We start from the raw sequence: 23,914 nt of genomic DNA, 5'->3' as shown, positions 1-23,914 counted from the left end.
CTATCGGCGTGTAGGGGGTCGGGGGTTCACGCGGGGCGGCGTATGCCGTAGGGCTCGCCCCATTCCAGGCAGTCGTCGGTGGGCCCGGTGGGCTCGAACTCGCAGCCCACCCAGCGGTCCCAGCCCAGTTGTTCGAGCTGCGAGAAGAAGAAGGGGAAATGGATCTCCCCGGGCCCCGGCTGATGGCGGCCGGGCGCATTGCCGATCTGCACATGGCCGATATGCGGCCACGCGGCGCGCAGGGTATTCGTCAGGTTGCCCTCTTCCATCTGCACGTGGAAGGTGTCGAAGCACAGCTTCACATTGGGCTGGCCCAGGGCCTCGATCAGCGCGACGCCCTCGTCGATACGGCTGTAGAAGTAATCGGCGAAGCGGGCCCGGCAACAGGGTTCCAGGATCAGGGTCAGCCCCTCGCCGGCCAACAGGGGCGCGGCGTACTCCAGGTTGCGCAGGAAGGTCTCGCGGCAGCGGGCGCGGTCCGTGCCGGCCGGGACGTTGCCGGCCATGGCGTGGATCATGGGCTTGCCGACCTGGACGGCGTAGGCCACGGCCACGTCCACGCTGCGGCGGAAGTCGTCCTCGCGGCCGGGCAGCGCGGCGATACCGCGCTCGCCCGCGGCCCAGTCGCAGGGCGTCAGCACCTGCACCAGCCGCAGGCCGTTCTCACCCAGCAGGTCGGCGATCTGGCGGGCGGAGTACTCGTACGGGAAGGCCACCTCCACGCCCCGGAAGCCGGCACGCGCCGCGGCGCGGTAGCGGTCCAGCATCGGCAGTTCGGTGTACATCCATCGTAGATTGGGATCGAAACGCAGCATCGTCGCGGCCTCCTTGCGCGCCCTTCCCCGGCGATAGGGAAGCAGGGCGTACTGTAGGCAGGCCGCGCCGGCGGATCAATGCAGGTCGTCCAATCCTTGAATGAGGAAAGCTTATGGATGCGCGGGACCGTTCAGTGGCCGATCATCCAGGGACGGCTGTCGGCAAATGTCTTGCCGCCGTCCGCCGTGCGCCGCGTCTTGCCACCGGAACGCGCGGTGCCGCCGCAGCAGCCGCAGTTCATGCCATGGCCGCCGCGTGTGCTGCGCGGCTCGCTGGCATTGCGCTCGTTCATGGCGTGGGCACGGCGCACCGCCGATGACAGGGCACCCAGCGCGGGCGCCCCCGCCACGATGCGGTGCGCGGCGGCGCCGCATTCCGGACAAGGCGCGGGATCGCGCCAGCGCGCCATGGGCCGCATGGCGGCGAAGTCGCCGCACTGTGCGCAGGAATAGTCGTACAGGGGCATCTCGCGTCTCCGGATAGGTGGCTCTGGCCAGGATCAAAGATCCGGGGACAGCGGCATGTCCACGCCGCCGCTTACCGCCTTCACCGGGCCGCTGGCCGAAGGCTGTATGTCGAATTCGAAGATCTCGGTCGGCAGCCACAGCGTGGCGCAGGCATTGGGGATATCCACGACGCCGCTGATATGCCCCTGCACCGGCGCGGTACCCAGGATGGAATAGGCCTGCGCGCCGGAATAGCCGAACTTCTTCAGGTACTCGATGGCATTCAGGCAGGCCTGGCGGTAGGCGATATGCACATCCAGGTAATGCTGGCCGCCGCCCTCGTCCACGGAAATGCCCTCGAAGATCAGGTAGTCCTTGTAGTTGGGCGTGACCGGGCTGGGCTTGAATATCGGGTTCCGGATGCCGTACTTGGCCATGCCGCCCTTGATCAGCGACACGCGCATGTGGATCCAGCCCGCCATTTCGATGGCGCCGCAAAAGGTGATCTCGCCGTCGCCCTGGGAGAAATGCAGGTCGCCCACCGACAGGCCGCCGCCCTTGACATAGACGGGGAAGAACACCCGCGAGCCGCGCGACAAATCCTTGATATCGCAATTGCCGCCATGCTCGCGCGGGGGCACGGTACGCGCGCCCTCGGCCGCGGCCTTGTCGCGCGCCGCGCCCTGCAGTCTGCCCAGGTGGGCCGTCCGGGGTGCCGGCGGATTGGCCAGCGGCGGCACACGCGTGGGATTGGTGTCGATCAGCGCCTGCTCGCGCTTGTTCCAGGTATCGAGCATGGCCTGGTCCGGCAGGCAACCTATCAGGCCGGGGTGGATCAGGCCGGCGAAGCGCACGCCCGGCACGTGCCGCGAGCGCGTGAACATGCCTTCGAAGTCCCAGATGGACTTCTGCGCCTGCGGGAAGTGTTCGGTCAGGAATCCGCCGCCGTTTTTCTTGCTGAAGAACCCGTTGAATCCCCACAGACTCTCGGGCTTGGCGCCGATATCCAGGAAGTCGACCACCAGCAGGTCCCCGGGCTCCGCCCCCTCCACCCCGACCGGACCGGACAGAAAATGCACGGTGGAAAGATCCACGTCCCGCACGTCGTCCGCGCTGTCGTCGTTCTTGATGGCGCCGCCGGTCCAGTCATAGGTTTCCAGCACGAAGTCGTCACCGGGCTTCACCCACGCCGCGATGGGAATATCCGGGTGCCAGCGGTTGTGGATGTTCTCGTTCTCGTAAGGCGATTGCGCGAGGTCGACCTTGATCAGGGTTTCGGGCATGGCTTGCTCCTTTGGTTGACGGAACCTGGGCCTGTGGGCAGGCCTTAAACGGACAGATAGCGGCTGATGGTCCGCTCGTCGACCTGGTCGCGCGCGTCCTCGTGCACGAAGCGCCCCTTGTCGATGACGATCAGCCGGTCGGCGATCTGCATGGTGAAGCTGAGCACCTGCTCTGACACCACGATGGCCAGATCCTTGAGCTTGCGGATCTCCAGCAGCGTGCGGGCGATGTCCTTGATGATGGAGGGCTGGATGCCCTCGGTGGGCTCGTCCAGCAGCAGCACCTTGGGCCCGGTCACCAGCGCCCGCGCGATCGCCAGCTGCTGCTGCTGGCCGCCGGACAGGTCGCCGCCGCGGCGGCGCCGCATCTCGTGCAGCACCGGGAACAGGGCATAGATGTCGTCCGGAATGGGGTCGCGCAGCGCCCGGCCGGGCAGGCCCGTGCGGATGTTCTCCTCCACGGTCAAGGTCGGAAAGATCATCCGTCCCTGCGGCACGTAGGCCACCCCGCTGCGCACGCGCTGGAAGCTTTCCATGGCGGATATATCCACGCCGTCCACGCCGACCTTGCCCTGCATCGCCGGCAGCACGCCCATCATGGTCTTGAACAGGGTGGTCTTGCCCATGCCGTTGCGCCCCATGACGGCGACGATCTCGCCCTTGGCCACGCCCAGGTCCACGCCGTGGATCACGCGGCTTTGCCCATACCCCGAAACCAGGCCGGAAACAGTGAACATGCGGATTCTCCAGAGCGCGGCGGTCAATGACCCAGATACACTTCGATGACGCGCGGGTCGGATTGCACCTGGTCCATGGGGCCTTCGGCCAGGACCCTGCCCTGGTGCAAAACCGTCACCTTGTGCGCGATGTTCTTCACGAACTCCATGTCGTGCTCGATGACGATCATGGAACGATCCCGGCTGATGCGGTTGAGCAGCTCCGCGGTCTTCTCGCGTTCGGACACGCTCATGCCGGCCACCGGTTCGTCCAGCATCATCAGTTCGGGCTGCTGCATCAGCAGCATCCCGATCTCCAGCCACTGCTTTTGCCCATGCGACAGCAGCTCGGCCGGTTTCTCGAGCATGTCGGCCAGGAAAATGTCCTCGGCCACTTGCTCGACGCGCTCGGTGACGTCGGCCGTACGCCGGAAGGACAAGGCACCGAATACGCTGCGGCCGCGCGGAAAAGACACTTCCAGGTTTTCGCGCACCGTCAGGGTTTCATAGATGGACGGTGTCTGGAACTTGCGCCCGACGCCGGCGCGCACGATCTCGTGTTCCGCCATGCGCGTCAGTTCCGTATCCTTGAAGCGGATGGAGCCCGAGGTCGCCTTGGTGCGTCCGCAGATCAGGTCCAGCACGGTGGTCTTGCCGGCGCCATTGGGGCCGATGACCACCCGCAGTTCGCCCTTGTCCACGTACAGGTTCAGGTCATTGACGGCGACGAAGCCGTTGAAGGACACGGTCAGTCCTTCGACGTACAGGGCGAATTCCCGCCCGCCCGCCGGCCGCGTATTCATCAGGGGCGGATTCATGCGGCCTCCGTGGAAGAAGCGCCCTCGGGCGGAACGGCCTTGGCGCGCGGGGCCCGCGCCAGCCGCGGCTGCACGTAGCGGCCGTAGAGCCCGGCCAGGCCATTGGGAAAGGCCATCACCACGGCGATGAACAGGCCGCCCATCAGGAACAGCCACAGCTGCGGAAAGCTCTCGGAAAAATAGCTCTTGCCGAAGTTCACCAGCAGCGTGCCGTACACCGCCCCCAGCAGGGACAGCCGGCCGCCCACGGCGGCAAAGATCACCATCTCGATCGAAGGCACGATGCCGACGAAGGACGGCGACATGAATCCCACCTGCAGCGTGAACATTGCCCCGCCGATGGCCGAGAACACCGCCGCCACGCAGAACACGAACACCTTGAAGCTGGCCACGTCGTATCCCGAGAAGCGCACGCGTTCTTCTTTGTCGCGCATGGCCACCAGCAGCTTGCCCAGCTTGGAAGACAGCAAAAAGCGGCCGAACAGCAGGCAGGCGAACAACAGCGCGCCATTGACGAAGTACAGGATGACGCGCGCCGAATCGGTGCGGATGTCCCAGCCCAGCAGGGTCTTCAGGTCCGTAATGCCGTTGACGCCGCCGGTCAGGCCCTGCTGCCCGATGATCAGCACCGACAGGATCAGGGCGATGGCCTGGCTGACGATGGCGAAGTAGGTATCGCCCACGCGGCGCTTGAACATCGCCACGCCGATGACCAGGGCCAGCAGGGCCGGCACGACGGGCACCGCCACCAGCGTAAAAATGAAGCTCTTGAACGGCACCCAGAACCACGGCAGCGCGGTGATCTGGTTCCAGTCCATGAAATCGGGGATGCCGGGCGTGGACTGGATTTTCGTGGCCTCCACGGTAGAGGCCTCCAGCTTCAGGAACATGGCCATGCAATAGCCGCCGATGCCGAAGAACACGCCTTGCCCCAGGCTCAATATCCCGCCATAGCCCCAGCACAGCACCAGTCCCAGCGCCACGAAGGCGTAGGTCAGGTATTTGCCGACCAGGTTCAGGCGGAAGCCGTCCAGCAACAGCGGAAAGACAGCGAAGATAAGCACCGCCAGGATGGCCAGGCCTATCATGCCCTGGCGCCCGCCCAACACATTTTTGTAGACCCGTTTCATCTCAGCCTCCTGCCGCCTTACTTGCGGACCTTGATCGTGAACAGACCCTGCGGCCGCAGCATCAGGATGACCACCACCGCGGACAAGGTCAGCACCTTGGCCATCGAGCCGGTCATGAAGAACTCCGATACCGATTGCGTCTGGGCGATGACGAAAGCCGACGCGATCGTGCCGTACAGGCTGGCCGCGCCCCCGAACACCACCGTCAGGAAGGTATCGACGATGTACAAGGACCCGCTGGTCGGCCCCGTCGAACCGATGGTGGTAAAGGCGGCGCCGGCGATGCCGGCGATGCCGCAGCCCAGGGCGAACGTCACGCGATCCACCTTGCGGGTATCGATGCCCACCGAGCCGCTCATCGCGCGGTTCTGCACGGTGGCGCGCACATGCAGGCCCCAGGTGGAACGGAACAGCCCGAACAGCAGCGCCGCCGTCAGGATGACCGTGATGGTCATGACCACCAGGCCGTTTATGGGAATATCGACGCCCGTCAGCGGCTGGACCGAGCCCATCAGCCAATCGGGCAACGTGGGACTGACCTCGCGCGGGCCGAAGATGGATCGCAAGGCCTGCTGCAGCACCAGGGACAGGCCCCAGGTGGCGAGCAGCGTGTCCAGCGGCCGGCGGTACAGGTGCCGGATCATCAGCCATTCCACCAGCCAGCCCAGTGCGAAGGTCACGGCGAAGGCCGCGGCGATCGCCAGGAAGAAGTAGTACGGCATGGCGCCCGGCGCATATTGCTGCGTCAGTTCCGAGAACAGATAAGTCGTGTAGGCGCCCACGGCCAGGAACTCGCCGTGCGCCATGTTGATGACGCCCATCTGCCCGAAAATGATGGCCAGGCCCAGGGCCATGAGCAGCAGCACGCTGAACACGGACAGGCCGTTGAAGCCTTGCATCAGGAGAATGGCGCCGAGATCGGAGAAGGATTCCATAGGCTGGCCTGTAGGCTGTGCGGGAATGGCGACGGCTGGACGATGGGCGGAGAACCTGCACGCACGAGCGCGGGGCGCCGTCCGGCGGCCCGCGCGACCGGCAGGGCCGGGGGATTTACTGGTAACCCTCGGGGAAGGGGTCCGGCTTGATCAGGTCGGGCGTCTCGTACACCACGTCGAACTGCCCGTCCTTGCGGATCTGGCCCACGCGCGTGCGGCTCCACAGATGGTGATTGGGGTCGACCTTGACATAGCCCTCGGGGGCCTGCTTGAACTCCAGGTTGGGCGAGGCCGCCACGACCTTGTCCACGTCGAAGCTCTGGGCCTTTTCCACCGCCATCTTCCACAGCCAGGGGCCCAGGTAGGCGGCCTGCGTCACGTCGCCGATGACGGCATTCGGCCCGTACTTGGCCTTGAAGGCCGCGACGAATTTCTTGTTGTTGTCGTTGTCCAGGCTCTGGAAGTACTTCATGCACGACCAGAAGCCTTCGGCGTTTTCGCCGCCTATGCCCAGCAGCTCGTCCTCGGTGACCGATATCGTCAGCAGCTTCTGCTTCTGCGCCGTCACGCCGGCCGCCTTCAGCTGCTTGTAGAAGGACACATTGCTGCCGCCGACCACGTCGGCGAACACCACGTCGGGCTTTTTCAGCTTGATCTTGTTGATCAGCGAACCGAACTGCGTGTGGCCCAGCGGGTAGTATTCCTCGCCCACCACCTCGCCCTTGAGCACGTTCTCGATGTGCTTGCGGGCGATCTTGTTGGAGGTGCGCGGCCAGATGTAGTCGGAACCCACCAGATAGAAGGTCTTTGCCTTTTTCTCCTTGGCCAGCCAGTTGAGGCTGGCCAGGATCTGCTGCGTGGCCTCCTGCCCGGTATAGAACACGTTCTTGGATTGCTCCAGGCCCTCGTAGAACGTGGGGTAGTACAGCAGCCCGTTCTCCTTCTCGAAGACAGGCAGCACCGCCTTGCGCGAGGCCGAGGTCCAGCAGCCGAACACGGTGGCCACCTTGTCGCTGACCAGCAGCTTGCGCGCCTTTTCCGCGAAGGTGGGCCAATCCGAAGCGCCGTCTTCCTGGATGATCTTGATCTGGCGGCCCAGGATGCCGCCCATGGCGTTGATCTGGTCGATGGCCAGCCGCTCGGCCTGGATGGATCCCGTTTCGCTGATCGCCATGGTGCCCGTGGCCGAATGCAGCTGGCCCACCGTCACTTCGGTATCGGTGACGGCCAGTCCCGTGGTGTTGACGGCGGACGTCGCCGGGCCCGCGGCGCGGGCGAAGGCCGGGAGGCCCATCAGCGGCAGCGAGGCCAGCGCCAGGGCCGCGCGACGCCGCGACGGCGACGCGAGGTCTTGTTCGAAGGGAGGTTTGCGGGACATCGAGGGCTCCTTGCGGATCGGTCGCTTCAGGGGAAACCCGATGCCGCAAGGCGCTGCCGCGCGGTGCCGCATCCGGGGGTTCGATGCGATACTAGGTGCCCGTGCCGCAGTGCAACATACGTTGATTGACGTAGTGGCCGTTACCTCCACAGCGGGTAAAAACACGGCATACGTCGATTGACGCATACCGGAGACCTCCAGCGTGGACGCGAGCGCACCTCAACGCATCGTCAAGATACGGCGGGACTACAACACCTGGGTCGCCAACGAGACCCTGGAGGACTACGCGCTGCGCTTCACGCCGGTGTCGTTCCGCAAGTGGTCGGAGTTCCGCGTCGCCAACACCGCGATCGGGGCGATCTCTTTCCTGGCGCTGGAAGCCATAGGCGGCGCCCTCGCCCTGAACTACGGTTTCGTCAACGCCTTCTGGGCCATCGCCGCCGTCGCGGTACTGGTTTTCTTCACCGGGCTGCCCATCGCCTACTACGCCGCCCGGCATGGCCTGGACATGGACCTGCTGACGCGCGGCGCCGGGTTCGGCTATATCGGATCGACCATCACGTCGCTGATCTACGCGTCCTTCACTTTCATCTTCTTCGCCCTGGAAGCCGCCATCATGGCGCTCGCCATCGAGGTCTGCACCGGCTTGCCGCTGTGGCTGGGATACCTGGCGTGCGCGCTCGCCATCATCCCGCTGGTCACCTACGGCATCACGCTGGTGAACCGCCTGCAATCCTGGACCCAGCCGGCGTGGGTACTGCTGCTGGTACTGCCCTACGCCTTCATCCTGTACAAGGATCCGGACGCGCTGCGCGGACTGCTGGACTTCGGCGGCCGCCATGGCGCGGGCGGGCAATTCGACCTGCTGATGTTCGGCGCCGGGGCCGCGGTGGCCGCGTCGCTGATCACGCAGATCGGCGAACAGGTGGATTTCCTGCGCTTCCTGCCCGAGAAAACGCCACGCAACCGGGTGCGCTGGTGGACCGCCCTGCTATGCGCCGGTCCTGGCTGGATCCTGCCGGGCGCGGCCAAGATGCTGGGCGGCGCCTTCCTGGCCTGGCTCGCCCTGAGCTACGGCCTGCCCGCCGCCAAGGCGGCCGATCCCACCCGGATGTACCTGCATGCCTACGGCTATGTGTTCTCGCATCCCGGCTGGGCCGTGGCCGCCATGACGCTGTTCGTCGTGATCTCGCAGGTCAAGATCAACGTCACCAATGCCTACGCCGGATCGCTGGCCTGGTCCAATTTCTTCGCGCGGGTGACGCACAGCCATCCCGGCCGCGTGGTGTGGCTGGTGTTCAATGTCCTGATCGCCATCGGGCTCATGGAGATGGGCGTATTCGACGCGCTGGAACACGTGCTTGCCGTGTTCGCGCATGTCGCCATCGCCTGGATCGGCTCCCTGGTCGCCGACCTGGTCATCAACAAGCCGCTGGGGCTGAGCCCGCGCGGCATCGAGTTCCGGCGCGCCTATCTGTACGACATCAATCCGGTCGGCGTGGGCGGCATGCTGATCTCGATGGCGGCGGCGTTCACGGCCTGCAGCGGCGTGGCCGGCGCCACCGCGCAGGCGCTGTCGCCCTTCATCACACTGGCCGCCGCCTTCATCGCCGTGCCGGCCATCGCCTGGGCCACGCGCGGCCGCTACTACCTGGCGCGCCAGCCGCGAGACCTGCACGGCCATGGCCTGACCTGCGTCATCTGCGCCAAATCCTTCGAGACGCAGGACATGGCCCATTGCCCGGCCTACAACGGCGCCATCTGCTCGCTGTGCTGCACGCTGGACGCACGCTGCCAGGACCGCTGCAAGACCGGCTCGCGCCTGCAGGACCAGCTGGGGGCGGCGCTGCGGCGCATCCTGCCGGGCGCCGCCACGCCGCTGTTCCACAACCGGCTGGCGCATTACCTGGTGGCGATGGGCACGATAGGCGGACTGTTCGCCGCCATCCTGGCGCTGATCTACTACCAGGAGGCAGTGACGTTCGCGCACGTCGGCGGCGACATCGCCGTGCTGCGCGCCTCCTTCCTGAAACTGTTCGCCGCCCTGCTGCTGGTGGGCGGCGTGGCGGCGTGGTGGCTGGTACTGACCAACGAAAGCCGCCAGGTCGCGCAGGAGGAGTCCGATCGCCAGACCCATCTTTTGCTGCGCGAAATCGAGGCACACCGCCAGACCGACGCCCAGCTGCAGCGGGCCAAGGAAGCGGCCGAGGCAGCCAATCTGGCCAAGAGCCGCTTCATGGGCGGCATGAGCCATGAGCTGCGCGCGCCCTTGAACAGCATCCTGGGCTACGCGCAGATCCTCCAGCGCGATACCGCCATTCCCGCGGGCCGGCGCGAAGCCATCGACGTCATCCACCGCAGCGGCAAGCATCTTATCGGCCTGATAGACGGCCTGCTGGACATCGCCCGCATCGAGGCCGGCAAGCTGCGCCTGGAGACCGCCGAGCTGCGGCTGCCGGAATTCCTGGAGCAGATCGTCAAGATGTTCCAGCCGCAGACGGCGCTCAAGGGCCTGCGCTTCGAGTACGAGGCCGCCGCCAACCTGCCCAAGATCGTCCATATCGACGAAAAGCGGCTGCGGCAGATCCTGATCAACCTGATGAGCAACGCCGTGAAATTCACCCGCGTGGGCCATGTCGCGCTGCGCGTGCGCTACGCCGCGGACATGGTGCAGATGGAGGTGGAGGACAGCGGCGCGGGGATACCGCCCGAAGACCTGGATCGCATCTTCATGCCCTTCGAGCGCAGCTGGGCCGCGGCCGACCAGGCGGATACCGGCACGGGCCTGGGGCTGACGATCTGCCGCATGCTGACCGGCATCATGGGCGGCGAATTGACCGTGCGCAGCCAGGTCGGCGTGGGCAGCGCCTTCACGCTCAAGCTTTTCCTGCCCGAGGTGCGCTCGCCCCGCGGCGACATGCGGCCCGGCGGCGCCATCGTCGGCTATGCCGGCGAGCGCCGCGCCGTGCTGGTGGTGGACGACCAGCCCTCGCAACGCCGGATCCTGCGCGACATGCTGCAGCCACTGGGCTTCGACGTGCTGGAGGCCGGCAACGGGCCGGAATGCCTGGCCTGCGTGCACACCCTGCGCCCCGCCCTGATCCTGATGGATATCTCCATGCCGGGACTGACCGGCTGGGAGGTCTGCCGCCTGCTGCGCGACCAGGGCGTCGGCGTGCCGGTAATCATCGTTTCCGCCAATGCCTACGGCGTCGACCCCAAGGAAGCGGTGCAGTGCGGGCTGACCGATTGGCTCGTCAAGCCGGTCCTGCTGGACGAGCTGCTGGCCAAGGTCGGCATGCACCTGCGCCTTGAATGGATGGTGCAACCGGCCGCCACGCCGCTCCGGCCCGCCGGCGGCGTCCTGCGCGATGTGCGACTGGACCGCGAGGACGCGGAATCGCTGCTGGAACTGGGCGCGATGGGCTACGTCAAGGGCATCTGCGCGCGCCTGGAGGAAATCCGTGCGCGTGCGCCGCATACGGCGCCGCTCATCGACCATCTGGCCGCGCTGGCCCAGGATTTCCGGCTGGCTGACTACAACGCATTGTTGAAGGAGCACGTACAGCATCATGCCGCCGCCGTCCGATAACAACGTGGTCCTGCTGGTGGACGATACGCCGGACAACCTGAAGATGCTGTCCGACGCGCTGGACGAGGCCGGCTATATGGTCATCGTCGCCACCGACGGCCATTCGGCCCTGGAGCGGCTGGACTTCGTGGTGCCGGACATTGTGCTGCTGGACGCGGTGATGCCGGGCCTGGACGGCTTCGAGACCTGCCGGCGCATCAAGGCGCATCCCGCCGCCGGCCATGTACCCGTCGTATTCATGACGGGCCTGACCGAGCCGGAAGATGTCGTGCGGGGTTTCCGGGCCGGCGGCATCGACTATGTGGTCAAGCCCCTGGACACGGATGTGGTGCTGGCGCGCCTGCAGGCCCATCTGCGCAATGCACGCATGATGTCGGTGGCCATCAACGCGATGGATGCGGCCGCCAATGCGGTGGTGGTGCTGGACGACACCGGCGCCGTCACCTGGAAGACGGCCAAGGCGCGGCTGTGGCTGGCCGAGTACTTCGGCATGGCCGACGAAGCGCAGGGCTTGCCCGCGCCGCTGTCGGCGTGGGTGTCGCGTTACCTGGCCGGCACGCTTACCGGCGAGTCCTCCGCCTTCCTGCGCCAGGCCGGCGACCGGGAACTTCGGGTGCGACCGGCGGCCTCGCGCAAGCCGGGCGAGCACGTGCTGCTGATGGACGAGCGCCGCGCGCCGGCGCCGGCAGCATCCAGCCTGGCGACGGCATACCAGCTGACCGCGCGGGAACACGAGGTATTGCTGTGGCTCGCCAAGGGCAAGACCAACCGCGACATCAGCGAGATCCTGGGCATGAGCCCCCGCACCGTCAACAAGCACCTGGAGCACGTCTACGTGAAGCTGGGCGTGGAAACCCGCGCCGCCGCCACCGCCCTGGTCCTTACGCACATTCACGGTCGGGCCTAGAACCCTTCGAATCCCGCTGCCGAGGACAGCTGGAAGGACGCCTTCATCTCGCGGGCCTCGTCGGCCGGCGGCCTGCCGAAGAAGCGCTTGAACTCGCGGCTGAATTGCGAAGGGCTCTCGTACCCCACCCGCGCGGAGGCCGCGGCCGCCGTCAAACCGTCCCGTATCATCATCAATCGCGCGTGATGCAGCCGCGTGGACTTGATGTACTGGATCGGCGACGTGCGGGTCACGCGCCTGAAGTTGGCATGGAATGCCGGCACGCTCATCTCGGCTTCGCGCGCGAGATCGCCGACGTCCAGCGGTCGGGCGAAGTCGGCGTGGATGCGCCCCAGGGCCTTGGCGATCCTGCCGAAGCGGCCCTGATGGGCGAGCGCCGCGCGCAAGGCGCCGCCGCGCTCGCCCATCAGCACGCGGTAATGGATCTCGCGCACGATGGCCGGCCCCAGGGCATGCGCATCCAGCGGCGAGGTCAACGCGCGCAGCAGGCGCAGGGTCGCTTCCGCCAGCACGCCCTGCAATGGCGTGGACATGATGCCCAGCGGCGCGTCCGCGGCATCCTGGCCCCCGGCGCGGTCTATCAGCAGGACCAGCTCGGCCAGCTGCGTCAGGTCAAGGCGGATGGCAACGGCGAGCAGGGGCGTATCCCGGCTGGCCTCCGTCTCGGTATAGAACGGCAGGGGCACCGATAGCACCAGATAGTTCTGCGCGTCATACAAGTAGACCTCGTCCCCCAGGAAACCGCGCTTGCGGCCCTGGCAGACGATCACGATACTGGGCTCGTACAGCACCAGGGTCCGCCCCAGCGGGCGGTCCGAGCGGACGAGGCGGACACCATCCAGGGCGGATTGCGTGTAGCCCTCCTCCGGGGCCAGCTTTTCCAGCAGGCGCACCATCTCGCTGGAAGCGGTGATGTCGACGTCGTCCATGCGGCCTCCTTGCCATCCGTGAAGCGGCATCCCGCGGGCGCCGACCGCCCCACGTGGATTTCCGGCACGCGCCCCCGGCCCGCCCACCCTGCGGGGCAACGGCGTTATATCGCGTGGCAATAGGATCAGGCAAGGACAGGAGCGGTCCGTGCATTCACGCGCATGCCCGGTTTCCCTAGAATTTTTCCATGGCGCGGGTGCTGTGGCCCGCGCCGATTCGCGGGACAACCTGATAGGAGAACCCACCATGACCATGCAAGAGCACGTAGACCACACCTTCGCCGGCAAGACCGCGATCGTCACCGGCGCGGCCAGCGGCATCGGCCTGGCGACCGCCGAATTGCTGCACGAACGCGGCGCGCGCGTCATCGCGGTGGACCGGGGCCCCAACGTCCAGGACCTGGCGCGGCCCGGCATCGTGCCGCTGGTGGCGGACGTCGCCCGGGAAGAGAGCGCGGCGCGCGCCGTGTCGGCGGCGCTGGAGCACACCGGGCGGCTCGATATCCTGGTCAACAACGCCGGCATCATCATCAACAAGCCGGTCGTCGACATGACGCTGGACGACTGGAACGGCATCCAGGCCGTCAATTCGACGGGGGCCTTCCTTTTTTCGCGGGAGGCGCTGCGGGCCATGATGCCCGCCGGGCGCGGCGCCATCGTCAACGTCGGCTCCTATGCCTGCTACCAGGCCTTCCCGACCATCGCGGCCTACGCCGCCAGCAAGGGGGCGCTCGCGCAGCTGACCCGCGCCATGTCCCTGGAGGCCATCGACCACGGCATACGGGTGAACGCCGTGGGATCCGGCGACGCGGTGACGAACATCACCAATCACATCCATGAGGATGGGCGCGCCTTCCTTGCCGAACACGGACGCAACGCGCCGATCAAGCGCGCCGCCGATCCGCGCGAAATCGCCGAGGTGATCGCCTTCCTGGCCTCCGACAAGGCCAGCTACATCGTCGGCGCGGTGGTGATGGCCGACGGCGGGATGAGCGTCGCGCTCAAGTAACGCGCCCGCGGTGCGCGTGCCGCCAAGCGTCCCCGCCGATCCGGCCCTGCCCGCCGTGCCGCTCAGGCCGTGCGCGCGGCGGCGCCGTCCCGGGCATCGTAGGCATAGGGCCGCACCCTGCCCACCCACCACATGGCGAACACGATGCAGGCGCAGCACAGCCAGCCGTTGGCGCCGTAGCCGGAAATCCGGCCGCTGGGAGACGTCGACAGCATCAATCCGCCTATCCAGGCGCCGGTGCCGGTGGCGATCTGCTGCACGGCCGAATTCACGCTCATGAAGGCGCCGCGGCGATGGGCTTCCGGAACCGTCGTCAGCAGCGCCTGGACGGGGATCATGCGCGAGTTCGCCGTCACCAGGAAGAACGGGAAGAACACGATCAAGGCCCACAAGGGCAACTGTGGCAGATGCGTGATGAACAGCGCCGGCAATAGCGAAGCCAAGGCCGCGGCGCGGAACACTTCGCGGGTGCCGAAGCGGTCCGCCAGCCGGCCGACGGCGCGCGCGCTGAAGAAGGTGGCGAAGCCGCCCGCCATGTAGATCAGCGAAATATCCTCGGGCCGCACGCCCAGGTTGCCGACCAGCGTCGGCGAGATGAACGGCACGATCATCATGTGGGCGCCCATCACGATGGCGGTCAGGCCGTAGCCGCGCAAATGCGCCGGTTCGCGCATTAGCGACCGCAGCTCCGGCAACGTTCGCGAGAGCGGCACCGCGGGAACGCGGATATGCGCCGTGAGCGAGGGCACGATTTTCCAGGCGCCGCCCCAGATCAAGGCCGACAGCAGCACCAGCTCGAAGAACGGCGAGCTCCAGCCGTAGTGCGCGCCCAGCACCACGCCCAGCGGCACCCCCGCCACCGCGGCCAGGGAGAACGAGGTCATCACCACGCCCATGGCCGCGCCGCGGCGCTGCGGCGGTATCACGTCCCCGATGATGGCCAGCACCAGCGAGCTCAGGACCCCGCCGGTCAACCCGGCGAAGGCGCGCGACAGCAGCAGTGCATGGTAGTTGGTGGCCAGGGCGCAGATCAGGTTGGACAGGGCGAACAGGGCATAGACGGCCAGCATCATCTTGCGGCGGTCGAAGCGGTCGATATACGTGGCCGCCAGCAGGCCCGAAATCCCGGCGCACCACGAGTATGCCGACACCGCGGCGGCGAAGGCCGCCGGGCTGATGGTGAAGGCCTGCATGATCTGCGGCCCCAGCGGCATCATCACCATGAAGTCCACCACGATGGTGAACTGTGTCAGGGCCAGCAGCCACAGCAGGCTGCGCTCCCTGCCCGGTGTCAGCAGCGGTGCGGGAATGGCGGAAGAGGAAGACATGATGCGGGAAAGGTGTACGCGCCGGTTCGCCGGCGGATGGCAAGCCGGCGCGGCGGCCGCGATCGGCAATGGTCCACGCGAGCGTCGGAAGCCGCCTCGCGCTGGCGCGGATTGTACCCACCCGGTCTTGTAAGGCGCCTGAATGCCGCCAGGAAACCGGCGGCGCCACGCCGGGCCGCGTCAGGCCGGGCCGCGTCAGGCCGGGCCGCGTCAGGCCGGGCCACGTCAGGCCGGGCCGCGCCAGGCCGGGCCGTCAGTCGAAGGACAGCGCCTTCTCGCCGCCGCGCGTCAGGCGCAGCGCGCGCGAATCGGGTCGCCTTTCCACCCAGCGGCGCGCGACGAAATGCGCCAGCAGCGCGTCGCCCAGCGCGCCGCCGATGTGCGGGCGGCGGGCGCTCCAGTCCAGGCAGGGATGGGCGAAACTGCGTCGCGTGGTGCGTATGGCGGCCAGGTCCATGCCGATGCGGCGCAGGTAGGCTTCGCCCTCCGGCGTCAGCGCATACCGGCCGTCCAATGCCTGCAGATAGCCCCGTTGCAGGAAAGCGTCGTGCATGCGCACGGCCACGGTCCCCGCCATGTGCTTGTAGCAGGTACGTGCCGCGCACAGGTCCGGCGGCGTGTGCGGCTTGAACGGCGGGGCGCCGACGCCTGCCACCACCAGCAACGCTTCCAGCGCCGCGGCGACCTCCGGATTGGCCAGGCGGTAATAGCGGTGCTTGCCCTGGCTGGCCAGTTCCACCAGGCCCTGTTCGCGCAGGCGCGCGAAATGGGTGCTGGCCGTGGACGCGGCCACTTCGCCCACCGCCGCCAGCTCGGTGGCGGTGCGCGCGCAGCCGTCCAGCAGGCTGCACAGCATGCGGGCGCGCACCGGGTCGCCAATGGCCGCGGCGACCGCGGCCAATTGCGTATCTGGCGTATAGCCCCCTTCGTCGCGGGGCTGCATGTCATCCATTATTCGACCCATCCCGAAGCGTGCATTTCACACCGCAGCATACTGGGCGCGTCTCCATTCCGGCAAGAGGAACATATGCCAGTCAGCCCGGGCGCGACGCCGCGTCCCTTCTTCGGCCCGCGGGTCGTCGCGGCCACATTCGTACTGGCGGTATTCGGCTGGGGCGTCGGCTTCTATGGACCGCCGGTCTATCTGCAAGCGGCCTTGCATCGCGGCGTGGGCGACATGGCCTTGGTTTCCGCGGCGATCACCTTCCACTTCGTGCTGGGCGCCGTGGTGGTCGCCAATCTGCCACGGCTTTATCGCCGGTGGGGGCTGCCCCGGGTCACGGTACTGGGCGCCCTGGTCCTGGCGCTGGGGGTGCAGGGATGGGCCCTGGCCGCCACGCCGGCGCAGCTGTTCGCGGCCGCCGCCCTCAGCGGGGCGGGCTGGGTCGCCATGGGCGCCGCGGCCGTCAATGCCCTGATCGCCCCCTGGTACGCCGCGCGGCGGCCGGCGGCGCTGGGCATGGCCTACAACGGCGCCAGCATGGGCGGCGTACTGTTTTCGCCCTTATGGGTACTGCTCATCGCGCACTTCCAATTCGGCGGCGCGGCCGCGCTGGTGGGCGTTGTCATGGTGGCCGTCGTCGCGGTGCTGGCCGGCACGGTTTTCCGGCATACGCCCGAGTCCATGGGGCAGGCCGTGGACGGGCAGGCTCCCGGCGCGTCGATCCCTGCCGCGATGGGGTCCCGCGGCCACTCCCCGCACGGCGGAAACGCCGTTTCCGGCGGCGCGGCGCCACTGGCGCCCCTATCGGCGGGACCGGCCTCTTCCCCCGCGCCGGATTGTCCACGCCCTTTGCGCACGCCATGGCGGGAACGCCGCTTCCTGACGCTGTGCGGCGGCATGGCGCTGGGGCTTTTCGCGCAGATCGGCTTGATCGCCCATCTGTTCTCCCTGCTGGTGCCCGCGATGGGGGAGCAAGGGGCCGGCGCCGCGATGGGCCTGTGCACCGCCTGCGCCGTGCTGGGCCGCTATGCCGTGGGCCGGCTGATGCCGCCGGGCGCGGATCGCCGGCGCATTGCCGCCATCGCCTATGGCCTGCAAGCGGCGGGCGCCGTCGCGCTGCTGGCCGGCATGTCGGCGCACGCGCCGGCGTGGGCGGCCGGCGCATTGTGCTGGGCGGGCCTGCTGCTGTTCGGCTCCGGCATCGGCAACGCGACCTCGCTGCCGCCGCTGATCGCCCAGGCCGAATTCCGCCGCGCCGACGCGCAGCGCGCCATACCCCTTATCGTCGCGGCCTCGCAGGGCACCTATGCCTTCGCCCCCGCCGCGTTCGGCCTGTTGCGCCTGGACGCGGGCGCGACCGGCCTGTTCCTGGCGGCCGCCTTCATCCAGGTGGCGGCGGCCGCCAGCCTGCTCCTGGGCCGCCCGGCCGCGGCGGCGTCCCGGTCCCTCGCCCATCGGTAGACCACCGTTTCGCGCGCTCACGCCGCATCGCTATGGTACGGTGTGCCTACCGGACACACCGGTCAACGGCAATCCTTGCTGCAAGGAGTGAACGATGAATGGTGTCATGAGCAATGCCTGGTGGGTGCTCGCCGTGCGCGGCGTGCTGGGAATCGTGTTCGGCGCCCTGGCGCTGATGTGGCCCGTACTGACGCTGCTGGTGCTGGTGGCGCTGTTCGCCGCCTATGCGCTGCTGAGCGGCATCGCCGCCGTGGTGGGCGCCTGGCGCGCCCGCGCCGCCGGGCCCGGCCGCGGCGAAACCTGGATGATCGTCGTGCTGGGCCTGGTGGCCATCGCCTGCGGGGTCGTCGCCGTCGTATGGCCGGCCATTACCGCGCTGGCGCTGGTGCTCATCATGGGCGTCAATGCGCTGGTCGCGGGCGTGCTGGATATCGCCGTCGCCATACGCCACCGCGATACCGTCAAGCACACCTGGCTCATGGTGCTGGCCGGCGTCGTTTCCATCGTCTTCGGCGTGGGCGTACTGGTATTCCCCGGCGCGGGCGCGCTGGCGCTGGTCTGGATGATCAGCATCTACGCCATCGCCTCCGGCGTGCTATTGCTGGCGATGGGGATCCAGGCACGGCGCGGCCAGGGTCCCTACGGCCACGCGCCGGCCTGAGTTTTCCACGACTGACCGCATGGCCGACGGATGGCCGGCCATGCATGCCCGCTGGTGTCCGGGGAGGCACGCAGCGACGGTGGCGTGCGGTAACGTGCGTTACCATTCGGGAGACAGACATACTGGGAGTGCGCAATGTCCGGATCGGAGACTTCCGACCAACGCTCACTACAGCCTCCTGACCATCGCCGCTTTGTCGAATGTATTCGCCGGTATGCCATGTTCATGGCGTCGCCGGAAGGGATCGTCCTGAGCTGGAACGAAGGCGCGCGGCTGATGACGGGCTGGGACGCCGCGGAAGTGGTCGGCAGGCATTACTACAAGGTATACCCTGCCGTCGCCGCCGATGCCATGGATACGGCAACGCTGCTGCGCGAGTCGGCAAGCGGCCAGACGCTGCTGCGCAACGGCTGGATGCAATGCAAGGACGGGCCGCAACTGCGTGTCGCCACCACGATAGACTTTGTGCGCGATGGCGCGGGCATGCTGCTCGCATTAGCCTTCGTGTCGCGCGACGTCGCCGACGCCACGGCCTCGGACGAGGCCCTGCGCCAAAGCGAGGAACAATTCCAGCTGCTCATGCGCGGCGTCGTGGATTACGCGATCTATATGCTGGATCGCGATGGGCATATCACGACCTGGAACACCGGCGCCGAACGCATCAAGGGCTATTCCCGCGACGAGATCCTGGGCAGCCATTTCTCCCGCTTCTACACCGAGCCGGACCGCGCCGCGGGCATACCGGCGCACGCCCTGGCAACCGCGCTGCGCGAGGGCCGTTACGAGAGCGAGGCATGGCGCCTGCGCAAGGACGGCACCGCGTTCTACGCGCACGTCGTCATCGACCCGATTTTCGACCCCGCCGGCAACCACGTCGGTTTCGCGAAGATCACCCGGGACATCACCGAGAAGCAGGCCGCGAAGGAAGAACTCGAACGAACCCAGCGGGCGCTGCAACAGTCGCAAAAGCTGGAGACCATCGGCAAGCTCACGGGCGGCGTCGCCCACGACTTCAACAACCTGCTGCAGGTAATAGGCGGCAACCTGCAGCTACTGGCGACCGACCTCCAGGACAGCGACGCCGCGAGACGCCGCTTGGCGAACGGCCTGGCGGGCGTACAGCGCGGCGCCAAGCTGGCCAGCCACCTGCTGGCCTTCGGGCGCCGGCAACCCCTGACGCCCAGCGTGGTGAATATCCGCAGTTTCCTTCGGGGCTTCGACGACATGCTGCGGCGCAGCCTGGGCGAAGCCATCGAAATCGAGACGGTAGTGGCCGGCGGCCTGTGGAACACGATGATAGACACGGCGCAGCTGGAGAACGCGCTGCTCAACCTGGCGATCAATGCCCGCGACGCGATGAACGGGAGCGGAAAGCTGACCATCGAGATCGGCAACGCCTACCTGGACGATGCCTACGCGCGCAGCCATGCGGAGGTCAGGCCCGGGCAATACGTCATGCTGGCGGTAACCGATACCGGCGCCGGCATGACGCCCGACGTGATGGCGCAAGCCATCGAGCCTTTCTTCTCCACCAAGCCGGAAGGCCAGGGAACCGGCCTGGGGCTGTCCATGGTCTACGGATTCGTCAAGCAATCCGGCGGTCACCTGGCGCTGTACAGCGAATTGGGCCACGGCACCACGGTCAGGCTATACCTGCCGCGCTCCTTCGAAAAAGAAGAAGCCGTGGCGGAGTCGGTTTCGATGACCGTCGCGGGCGGCTCCGAAACCATCCTGGTCGCCGAAGACGACGAGCAGGTCTGTACGACCGTGGTCGAGCTCCTGAAGGGCCTGGGCTACCAGGTGCTTCGCGCCGCCGACGGCGAAAGCGCCCTGGCGATCGTCGCCAGCGGCATCAAGATAGACCTGCTATTCACCGATGTCGTCATGCCCGGCCCTCTCCGCAGTCCCGAGCTGGCGCGCAAAGGGCAGGAGCTGCAGCCCGACATGGCGGTGCTGTTCACGTCCGGGTATACGCAGAACGCCATCGTCCATGGCGGACGCCTGGATAAGGGCGTGGAGCTGATCACCAAGCCTTACACGCGGGAAAACCTGGCGGGCAAGATCCGGCACGTGCTGGCGAACCATAGGCAACGCCGTGCGCGGCGGGCAGGCAGTGCCGGCCCGGCCCTGGCGCCCCTGCCGCAAGTGGCGGCACGCCCGCTCACCATTCTGCTGGTGGATGACGACGAACAGGTCCGCGCCACCACCGCCGAGATCATCGAGGCCCAGGGTCACGTGGTGCTGCAGGCCGCCGACGCGGCCGCGGCCCTCGCCCAGCTGGATCGCCACGCGGCGGATGTCATGCTCGCGGATGTCGGTTTGCACGGCATGTCCGGCCTGGAACTGGCCGGCGAAGTACGCCGCAAATGGCCCCGCGTCGGCGTCATTTTCGCGACGGGCCAGGACGTTCCGCCCACGGCGGAGTGCGATGCGGTGCTACGCAAGCCCTATGGCGCGGAGGCGATCGCGGCCGCCCTGAAACCGTTCCAGCGGACATAGCCACCGGGCAGGGCGCGCGGCCAGCCGCGCGCCCCTCGGTCACCGGATGGCCGGTACGCGGTTTACTTGCCGTACTTGGCCTTGACGTCGGCCATGCAGGAGTCCTTGGCGTTGCCGCTCATGGCGTCGCACTTTTCCTTGGCAACCTTGTAGTCCGCATCACGCTTTTCCTTGTTGGCGTCGTGGCGGGCTTCGGCCTGCTCCTTGCCAGCCTTCGCATCGGCCTTGGCCTTGTCGCGGGTGGCCTTGGCTTGCTGCTCGCAGACATCCTTGTCATTGCCCTTCATGCCATCGCACTTCTTCTGGTCGGCGCGATACTGGGCATCGATGGCTTTCTCCTTCGCGCTCTCGGCGTGGACACCCACGGAGAAAGCGGACAGGGCGATCAGGGCACTTGCGAGAACCGGCTTCATGGCGTTCATGTATTTCTCCTTATGTCATGGCGCCCCGGCATTTCCTCTTTTTCACAGCGAGGATGCCGCGGCACGGATGCGGCCCTATGCCGCACCGCGGATCAGGAAGAGCAAGTGCTGTGCCACGTTCCAACGCGCCTGGCGCATCGGCGGCGTCGGGACCGCAGGCGGTACGCGCATGCCGTCGCGTCGTGTGCGCTTGCAGCGGCCCGGCCGGACGATGCGTGGCGCGGGCCGCCAGACCTGGAAAGCCGGCTCGATGCGCCGGCGCGAAAATAATGCTTGCGCTATCTATCTGGTAGTAGATAGAATGCAGTCCATGGAAACGACGACCGTCCGCGAACAGCTGTTGAACCACGCCAGGGTGCTATTGATGACCCGCGGGTACAACGGCTTCAGCTACCGCGATCTTGCGACGCTGGTGGGCGTAAAAACTTCCAGCATCCATTACTACTTCCCCACCAAGGAAGACCTGGTGCTGGAGGCCGTCAACACCTATAGCAGCGAGGTCCTCGGCCACGTACGCGCCATCGATGGCAAGCAGTCCGCCGCGCGCCAGCTGGAAGCCTACGCGCAGGCATTCGGGATGTTGATGCACGATGGCGACCGCATCTGCCTGTGCGGCATGCTGGCGTCGGACATCGCATCCCTGCCGGACAACATCCGGGGTGCCGTGCAGGCGTTCTTCCAGGCCAACGAACGCTGGCTGGAAGGCGTACTGGCGCTGGGCCGCGACGATGGCACGCTGCGCGTCAGCGGCGACCTGGGGTCCGCCGCGCGCGCGCTGTACGCGGCCTTCCAGGGCAGCGTGTTGGCGGGACGGCTGTTCGGGTCCAAGGCAAGATTGCAGGATGTGGTCGCCAGCATACGGCAAGGCGGCCACAAGAAAGACCGCCGGAAATAGCCGCCGGCAAGGATTTGACCAAGGTACGCGGGTCCGCGTACCGGCCTCGCTCGCCGCGAGGTTTTTTTAGACCCAGTTATCTATCTATAGATAGATAGAATCATTCATCCACGGAGTACCGCCATGAAAGCCTTCAAGAAACTGATCCTCGCCAGCCTGGCCGCCAGCCTGTCCACCGCCGCTGTCGCGGCCGGAACCGCCGGAAGCGACAACGCCAAACTCCATCCCAACGCCAAGGTGTCCGGTTTCCTGCACGTGCTGAATAGCAGCAAGGGACCCACCATCGAGACCCTGTCGCCCGAGAAGGCGCGGGCGGTGCTGGTCGGTGCGCAGGAAAGCGTGAAAGTGGACCTGTCCGGCATCGAGGTGTCCGAGAAGACCATCGCGCAGGACGGCCTGACCGTACCGCTGACCATCGTGCGCCCCGCCGGCGCGACGGGCACCCTGCCGGTGTTCATGTTCTTCCACGGCGGCGGCTGGATCCTGGGCGACTACCCCACGCACCAGCGGCTGGTGCGCGACCTGGTGGTGCAGTCGGGCGCGGTGGCGGTATTCGTGAACTACACGCCCTCGCCGGAGGCGCACTACCCCGTGGCGATCAACCAGGCCTACGCGGCGACCAAGTGGGTCGCGCAGCATGGCAAGGATATCAATGTGGATGGCAGCCGCCTGGCCGTGGTGGGCAATAGCGTCGGCGGCAACATGGCGGCCGTGGTCAGCCTGATGGCGAAGGACCGCCAGGGCCCGGCCATCCGCTTCCAGGGCCTGCTGTGGCCCGTCACCGACCACAACTTCAATACCGGCTCGTATAAGGAGTTCGCCGACGGATACTTCCTGAGCCGCTCGATGATGCGCTGGTTCTGGGACGCCTATACCCGCGACGAAGCGCAGCGCAACGAAAAGTACGCCTCGCCCTTGCGCGCATCGCTGCAGGACTTGAAAGGCCTGCCCCCGGCGCTGGTCCAGGTCGCGCAGTTCGACGTACTGCGCGATGAAGGCGAAGCCTACGGCGCCAAGCTGGACGCCGCCGGCAACGAAGTGACGGTCACGCGCTACAACGGCACCATCCATGACTACGGCCTGCTCAATGCCCTGGCCGACGACGCCGTCACGCGCACCGCGCTGGCACAGATGGCAAACGAAATCCGTGCCCGCCTGCGCTAAGCGCCCGGTCCGCCGCCGGCCACCGCCCCTGGCAGGCGGTGGCCGGCGGCGATACGCCCCGAGCCCGGCCTAGCCCAGCAGCTGGGGATTCGACCGCCATACCCGATAGCACAGCACGCTGGCGAACGCCACCCATGCCAGGTAGGGAATCAGCAGCACACCCGCCAGGGCGCGGACCCGCCAGAAGGCCGCCAGGGTCATGACGATGAGCACCAGCAACACGCAGATGTCCGCGAAGGCCCACGCGCCGCGGTGCCAGGCAAAGAACAGCCAGCTCCATAGTGCATTGATGGCGAGCTGTACCAGGAACAGCCCCAGGGCCCGCGCATGGACATGCCAACCGCCCTCGCGCCAAACCAGCCACGCGGCAACGCTCATCAGCGCATAGAGTACGGTCCAGACCGGACCGAAGACCCCGGCGGGGGGCGCCCAGTCCGGCTTGGCCAACTGCGCATAGAACTCGGCGGCGTGCATGGACGCGATGGCGCCCAGGGCGCCGGCCACGAAACCCGTGGCCAGCCAGCCGGCCAGGCCGAGTATTTGTCGTCGCGAGGAAAAGGGCGGGATGGGCAATTAGGGTCT

21 protein-coding genes are annotated in these 23,914 nt (G+C 67.2%); 8 read left to right on the top strand and 13 right to left on the bottom strand.

The features are described 5' to 3' along the window. Positions 1-26: 26 nt before the first annotated feature. The 8 genes from BAU06_RS03615 to urtA all read right to left on the bottom strand — a co-directional run bounded on the left by BAU06_RS03615 (position 27) and on the right by urtA (position 7,522). Entirely contained in the window at positions 27-815 is a 789-nt protein-coding gene (locus BAU06_RS03615; RefSeq protein ID WP_066344404.1) for a hydroxypyruvate isomerase family protein, read from the bottom strand. A 131-nt stretch (positions 816-946) separates the two neighbouring features. Beyond that, positions 947-1,282 carry a zinc ribbon domain-containing protein gene (locus BAU06_RS03610; RefSeq protein ID WP_066344401.1) on the bottom strand — a complete coding sequence of 112 codons (336 nt, stop codon included), beginning with the start codon at positions 1,280-1,282 and terminating at the stop codon, positions 947-949. Positions 1,283-1,315: 33 nt separating this feature from the next. After that, positions 1,316-2,545, bottom strand: a complete 1,230-nt coding sequence (gene fmdA / locus BAU06_RS03605) for a formamidase (protein WP_066344399.1) — start codon at positions 2,543-2,545, stop codon at positions 1,316-1,318. A gap of 44 nt (positions 2,546-2,589) precedes the next feature. After that, on the bottom strand, positions 2,590-3,282 hold the full coding sequence (urtE, locus tag BAU06_RS03600) for an urea ABC transporter ATP-binding subunit UrtE (protein ID WP_066344394.1): 693 nt from the start codon (positions 3,280-3,282) through the stop codon (positions 2,590-2,592). Between the two features lie 23 nt (positions 3,283-3,305). Beyond that, positions 3,306-4,079 carry an urea ABC transporter ATP-binding protein UrtD gene (urtD, locus tag BAU06_RS03595; RefSeq protein WP_231933992.1) on the bottom strand — a complete coding sequence of 258 codons (774 nt, stop codon included), beginning with the start codon at positions 4,077-4,079 and terminating at the stop codon, positions 3,306-3,308. Beyond that, positions 4,076-5,209 carry an urea ABC transporter permease subunit UrtC gene (gene urtC, locus BAU06_RS03590; RefSeq protein ID WP_066344389.1) on the bottom strand — a complete coding sequence of 378 codons (1,134 nt, stop codon included), beginning with the start codon at positions 5,207-5,209 and terminating at the stop codon, positions 4,076-4,078. Before urtC ends, urtD begins: the two co-directional genes overlap by 4 nt. A 17-nt stretch (positions 5,210-5,226) precedes the next feature. Continuing rightward, complete coding sequence (urtB, locus tag BAU06_RS03585; RefSeq protein WP_066344387.1) at positions 5,227-6,144, bottom strand: urea ABC transporter permease subunit UrtB; 918 nt, start codon at positions 6,142-6,144, stop codon at positions 5,227-5,229. A 115-nt stretch (positions 6,145-6,259) separates the two neighbouring features. Next, on the bottom strand, positions 6,260-7,522 hold the full coding sequence (gene urtA / locus BAU06_RS03580) for an urea ABC transporter substrate-binding protein (protein ID WP_066344383.1): 1,263 nt from the start codon (positions 7,520-7,522) through the stop codon (positions 6,260-6,262). Positions 7,523-7,724: 202 nt separating this feature from the next. Here urtA and BAU06_RS03575 point away from each other — a divergent pair, with 202 nt between their 5' ends. Both BAU06_RS03575 and BAU06_RS03570 read left to right on the top strand, forming a co-directional pair. Further along, positions 7,725-11,114, top strand: a complete 3,390-nt coding sequence (locus BAU06_RS03575; protein WP_066344378.1) for an ATP-binding protein — start codon at positions 7,725-7,727, stop codon at positions 11,112-11,114. Further along, positions 11,095-12,021, top strand: coding sequence for a response regulator transcription factor (locus tag BAU06_RS03570; RefSeq protein WP_066344373.1), 927 nt, complete (start codon positions 11,095-11,097; stop codon positions 12,019-12,021). Before BAU06_RS03575 ends, BAU06_RS03570 begins: the two co-directional genes overlap by 20 nt. Here the strand turns inward: BAU06_RS03570 and BAU06_RS03565 are convergent. Continuing rightward, complete coding sequence (locus BAU06_RS03565; protein ID WP_066344368.1) at positions 12,018-12,950, bottom strand: AraC family transcriptional regulator; 933 nt, start codon at positions 12,948-12,950, stop codon at positions 12,018-12,020. The genes BAU06_RS03570 and BAU06_RS03565 overlap by 4 nt on opposite strands. Before the next feature lie 247 nt (positions 12,951-13,197). Here BAU06_RS03565 and BAU06_RS03560 point away from each other — a divergent pair, with 247 nt between their 5' ends. Then, positions 13,198-13,959, top strand: coding sequence for an SDR family NAD(P)-dependent oxidoreductase (locus BAU06_RS03560; RefSeq protein WP_066344367.1), 762 nt, complete (start codon positions 13,198-13,200; stop codon positions 13,957-13,959). Positions 13,960-14,021: 62 nt separating this feature from the next. Here the strand turns inward: BAU06_RS03560 and BAU06_RS03555 are convergent, their stop codons facing one another. Continuing rightward, positions 14,022-15,287, bottom strand: a complete 1,266-nt coding sequence (locus BAU06_RS03555) for an MFS transporter (RefSeq protein WP_066357896.1) — start codon at positions 15,285-15,287, stop codon at positions 14,022-14,024. Between the two features lie 253 nt (positions 15,288-15,540). Continuing rightward, a complete protein-coding gene (locus BAU06_RS03550) occupies positions 15,541-16,143 on the bottom strand; it encodes an ArsR/SmtB family transcription factor (RefSeq protein ID WP_066357892.1) in 603 nt (200 codons plus the stop codon). Positions 16,144-16,314: 171 nt separating this feature from the next. Here BAU06_RS03550 and BAU06_RS03545 point away from each other — a divergent pair, with 171 nt between their 5' ends. The 3 genes from BAU06_RS03545 to BAU06_RS03535 all read left to right on the top strand — a co-directional run bounded on the left by BAU06_RS03545 (position 16,315) and on the right by BAU06_RS03535 (position 20,851). Next, positions 16,315-17,691: an MFS transporter gene (locus BAU06_RS03545; protein WP_066344365.1), complete on the top strand. Its 1,377-nt coding sequence runs from the start codon at positions 16,315-16,317 to the stop codon at positions 17,689-17,691. Positions 17,692-17,785: 94 nt separating this feature from the next. Beyond that, positions 17,786-18,352, top strand: coding sequence for an HdeD family acid-resistance protein (locus BAU06_RS03540; RefSeq protein ID WP_066344360.1), 567 nt, complete (start codon positions 17,786-17,788; stop codon positions 18,350-18,352). A gap of 225 nt (positions 18,353-18,577) precedes the next feature. Beyond that, positions 18,578-20,851 (top strand): response regulator, encoded by a 2,274-nt coding sequence (locus tag BAU06_RS03535; RefSeq protein WP_231933991.1) that lies wholly within the window; start codon positions 18,578-18,580, stop codon positions 20,849-20,851. A 62-nt stretch (positions 20,852-20,913) separates the two neighbouring features. On the opposite strand, the gene BAU06_RS03530 is transcribed toward BAU06_RS03535, so the two are convergent. Further along, positions 20,914-21,264: a hypothetical protein gene (locus tag BAU06_RS03530; protein WP_066357885.1), complete on the bottom strand. Its 351-nt coding sequence runs from the start codon at positions 21,262-21,264 to the stop codon at positions 20,914-20,916. Between the two features lie 319 nt (positions 21,265-21,583). Here BAU06_RS03530 and BAU06_RS03525 point away from each other — a divergent pair, with 319 nt between their 5' ends. Both BAU06_RS03525 and BAU06_RS03520 read left to right on the top strand, forming a co-directional pair. After that, positions 21,584-22,168: a TetR/AcrR family transcriptional regulator gene (locus tag BAU06_RS03525; protein WP_066357881.1), complete on the top strand. Its 585-nt coding sequence runs from the start codon at positions 21,584-21,586 to the stop codon at positions 22,166-22,168. Between the two features lie 123 nt (positions 22,169-22,291). Next, positions 22,292-23,332: an alpha/beta hydrolase gene (locus BAU06_RS03520; RefSeq protein ID WP_066344356.1), complete on the top strand. Its 1,041-nt coding sequence runs from the start codon at positions 22,292-22,294 to the stop codon at positions 23,330-23,332. Positions 23,333-23,401: 69 nt separating this feature from the next. On the opposite strand, the gene BAU06_RS03515 is transcribed toward BAU06_RS03520, so the two are convergent. Further along, positions 23,402-23,905 carry a TspO/MBR family protein gene (locus tag BAU06_RS03515; RefSeq protein ID WP_197509422.1) on the bottom strand — a complete coding sequence of 168 codons (504 nt, stop codon included), beginning with the start codon at positions 23,903-23,905 and terminating at the stop codon, positions 23,402-23,404. Positions 23,906-23,914 lie beyond the last annotated feature (9 nt).

This window comes from Bordetella bronchialis (assembly GCF_001676705.1).
Taxonomy (GTDB): domain Bacteria; phylum Pseudomonadota; class Gammaproteobacteria; order Burkholderiales; family Burkholderiaceae_B; genus Bordetella_C; species Bordetella_C bronchialis.
This window is presented reverse-complemented; position numbering and strand designations above follow the sequence as displayed.

What these genes read in the sequence shown, in the direction of transcription:
- BAU06_RS03615 (WP_066344404.1), bottom strand. Translation starts at nt 815, where the DNA reads ATGCTGCGTTTCGATCCCAATCTACGATGGATGTACACCGAACTGCCG.
- BAU06_RS03610 (WP_066344401.1), bottom strand. Translation starts at nt 1,282, where the DNA reads ATGCCCCTGTACGACTATTCCTGCGCACAGTGCGGCGACTTCGCCGCC.
- fmdA (WP_066344399.1), bottom strand. Translation starts at nt 2,545, where the DNA reads ATGCCCGAAACCCTGATCAAGGTCGACCTCGCGCAATCGCCTTACGAG.
- urtE (WP_066344394.1), bottom strand. Translation starts at nt 3,282, where the DNA reads ATGTTCACTGTTTCCGGCCTGGTTTCGGGGTATGGGCAAAGCCGCGTG.
- urtD (WP_231933992.1), bottom strand. Translation starts at nt 4,079, where the DNA reads ATGAATCCGCCCCTGATGAATACGCGGCCGGCGGGCGGGCGGGAATTC.
- urtC (WP_066344389.1), bottom strand. Translation starts at nt 5,209, where the DNA reads ATGAAACGGGTCTACAAAAATGTGTTGGGCGGGCGCCAGGGCATGATA.
- urtB (WP_066344387.1), bottom strand. Translation starts at nt 6,144, where the DNA reads ATGGAATCCTTCTCCGATCTCGGCGCCATTCTCCTGATGCAAGGCTTC.
- urtA (WP_066344383.1), bottom strand. Translation starts at nt 7,522, where the DNA reads ATGTCCCGCAAACCTCCCTTCGAACAAGACCTCGCGTCGCCGTCGCGG.
- BAU06_RS03570 (WP_066344373.1), top strand. Translation starts at nt 11,095, where the DNA reads ATGCCGCCGCCGTCCGATAACAACGTGGTCCTGCTGGTGGACGATACG.
- BAU06_RS03565 (WP_066344368.1), bottom strand. Translation starts at nt 12,950, where the DNA reads ATGGACGACGTCGACATCACCGCTTCCAGCGAGATGGTGCGCCTGCTG.
- BAU06_RS03560 (WP_066344367.1), top strand. Translation starts at nt 13,198, where the DNA reads ATGACCATGCAAGAGCACGTAGACCACACCTTCGCCGGCAAGACCGCG.
- BAU06_RS03555 (WP_066357896.1), bottom strand. Translation starts at nt 15,287, where the DNA reads ATGTCTTCCTCTTCCGCCATTCCCGCACCGCTGCTGACACCGGGCAGG.
- BAU06_RS03550 (WP_066357892.1), bottom strand. Translation starts at nt 16,143, where the DNA reads ATGCTGTGCAGCCTGCTGGACGGCTGCGCGCGCACCGCCACCGAGCTG.
- BAU06_RS03545 (WP_066344365.1), top strand. Translation starts at nt 16,315, where the DNA reads ATGCCAGTCAGCCCGGGCGCGACGCCGCGTCCCTTCTTCGGCCCGCGG.
- BAU06_RS03540 (WP_066344360.1), top strand. Translation starts at nt 17,786, where the DNA reads ATGAATGGTGTCATGAGCAATGCCTGGTGGGTGCTCGCCGTGCGCGGC.
- BAU06_RS03535 (WP_231933991.1), top strand. Translation starts at nt 18,578, where the DNA reads ATGGCGTCGCCGGAAGGGATCGTCCTGAGCTGGAACGAAGGCGCGCGG.
- BAU06_RS03530 (WP_066357885.1), bottom strand. Translation starts at nt 21,264, where the DNA reads ATGAAGCCGGTTCTCGCAAGTGCCCTGATCGCCCTGTCCGCTTTCTCC.
- BAU06_RS03525 (WP_066357881.1), top strand. Translation starts at nt 21,584, where the DNA reads ATGGAAACGACGACCGTCCGCGAACAGCTGTTGAACCACGCCAGGGTG.
- BAU06_RS03520 (WP_066344356.1), top strand. Translation starts at nt 22,292, where the DNA reads ATGAAAGCCTTCAAGAAACTGATCCTCGCCAGCCTGGCCGCCAGCCTG.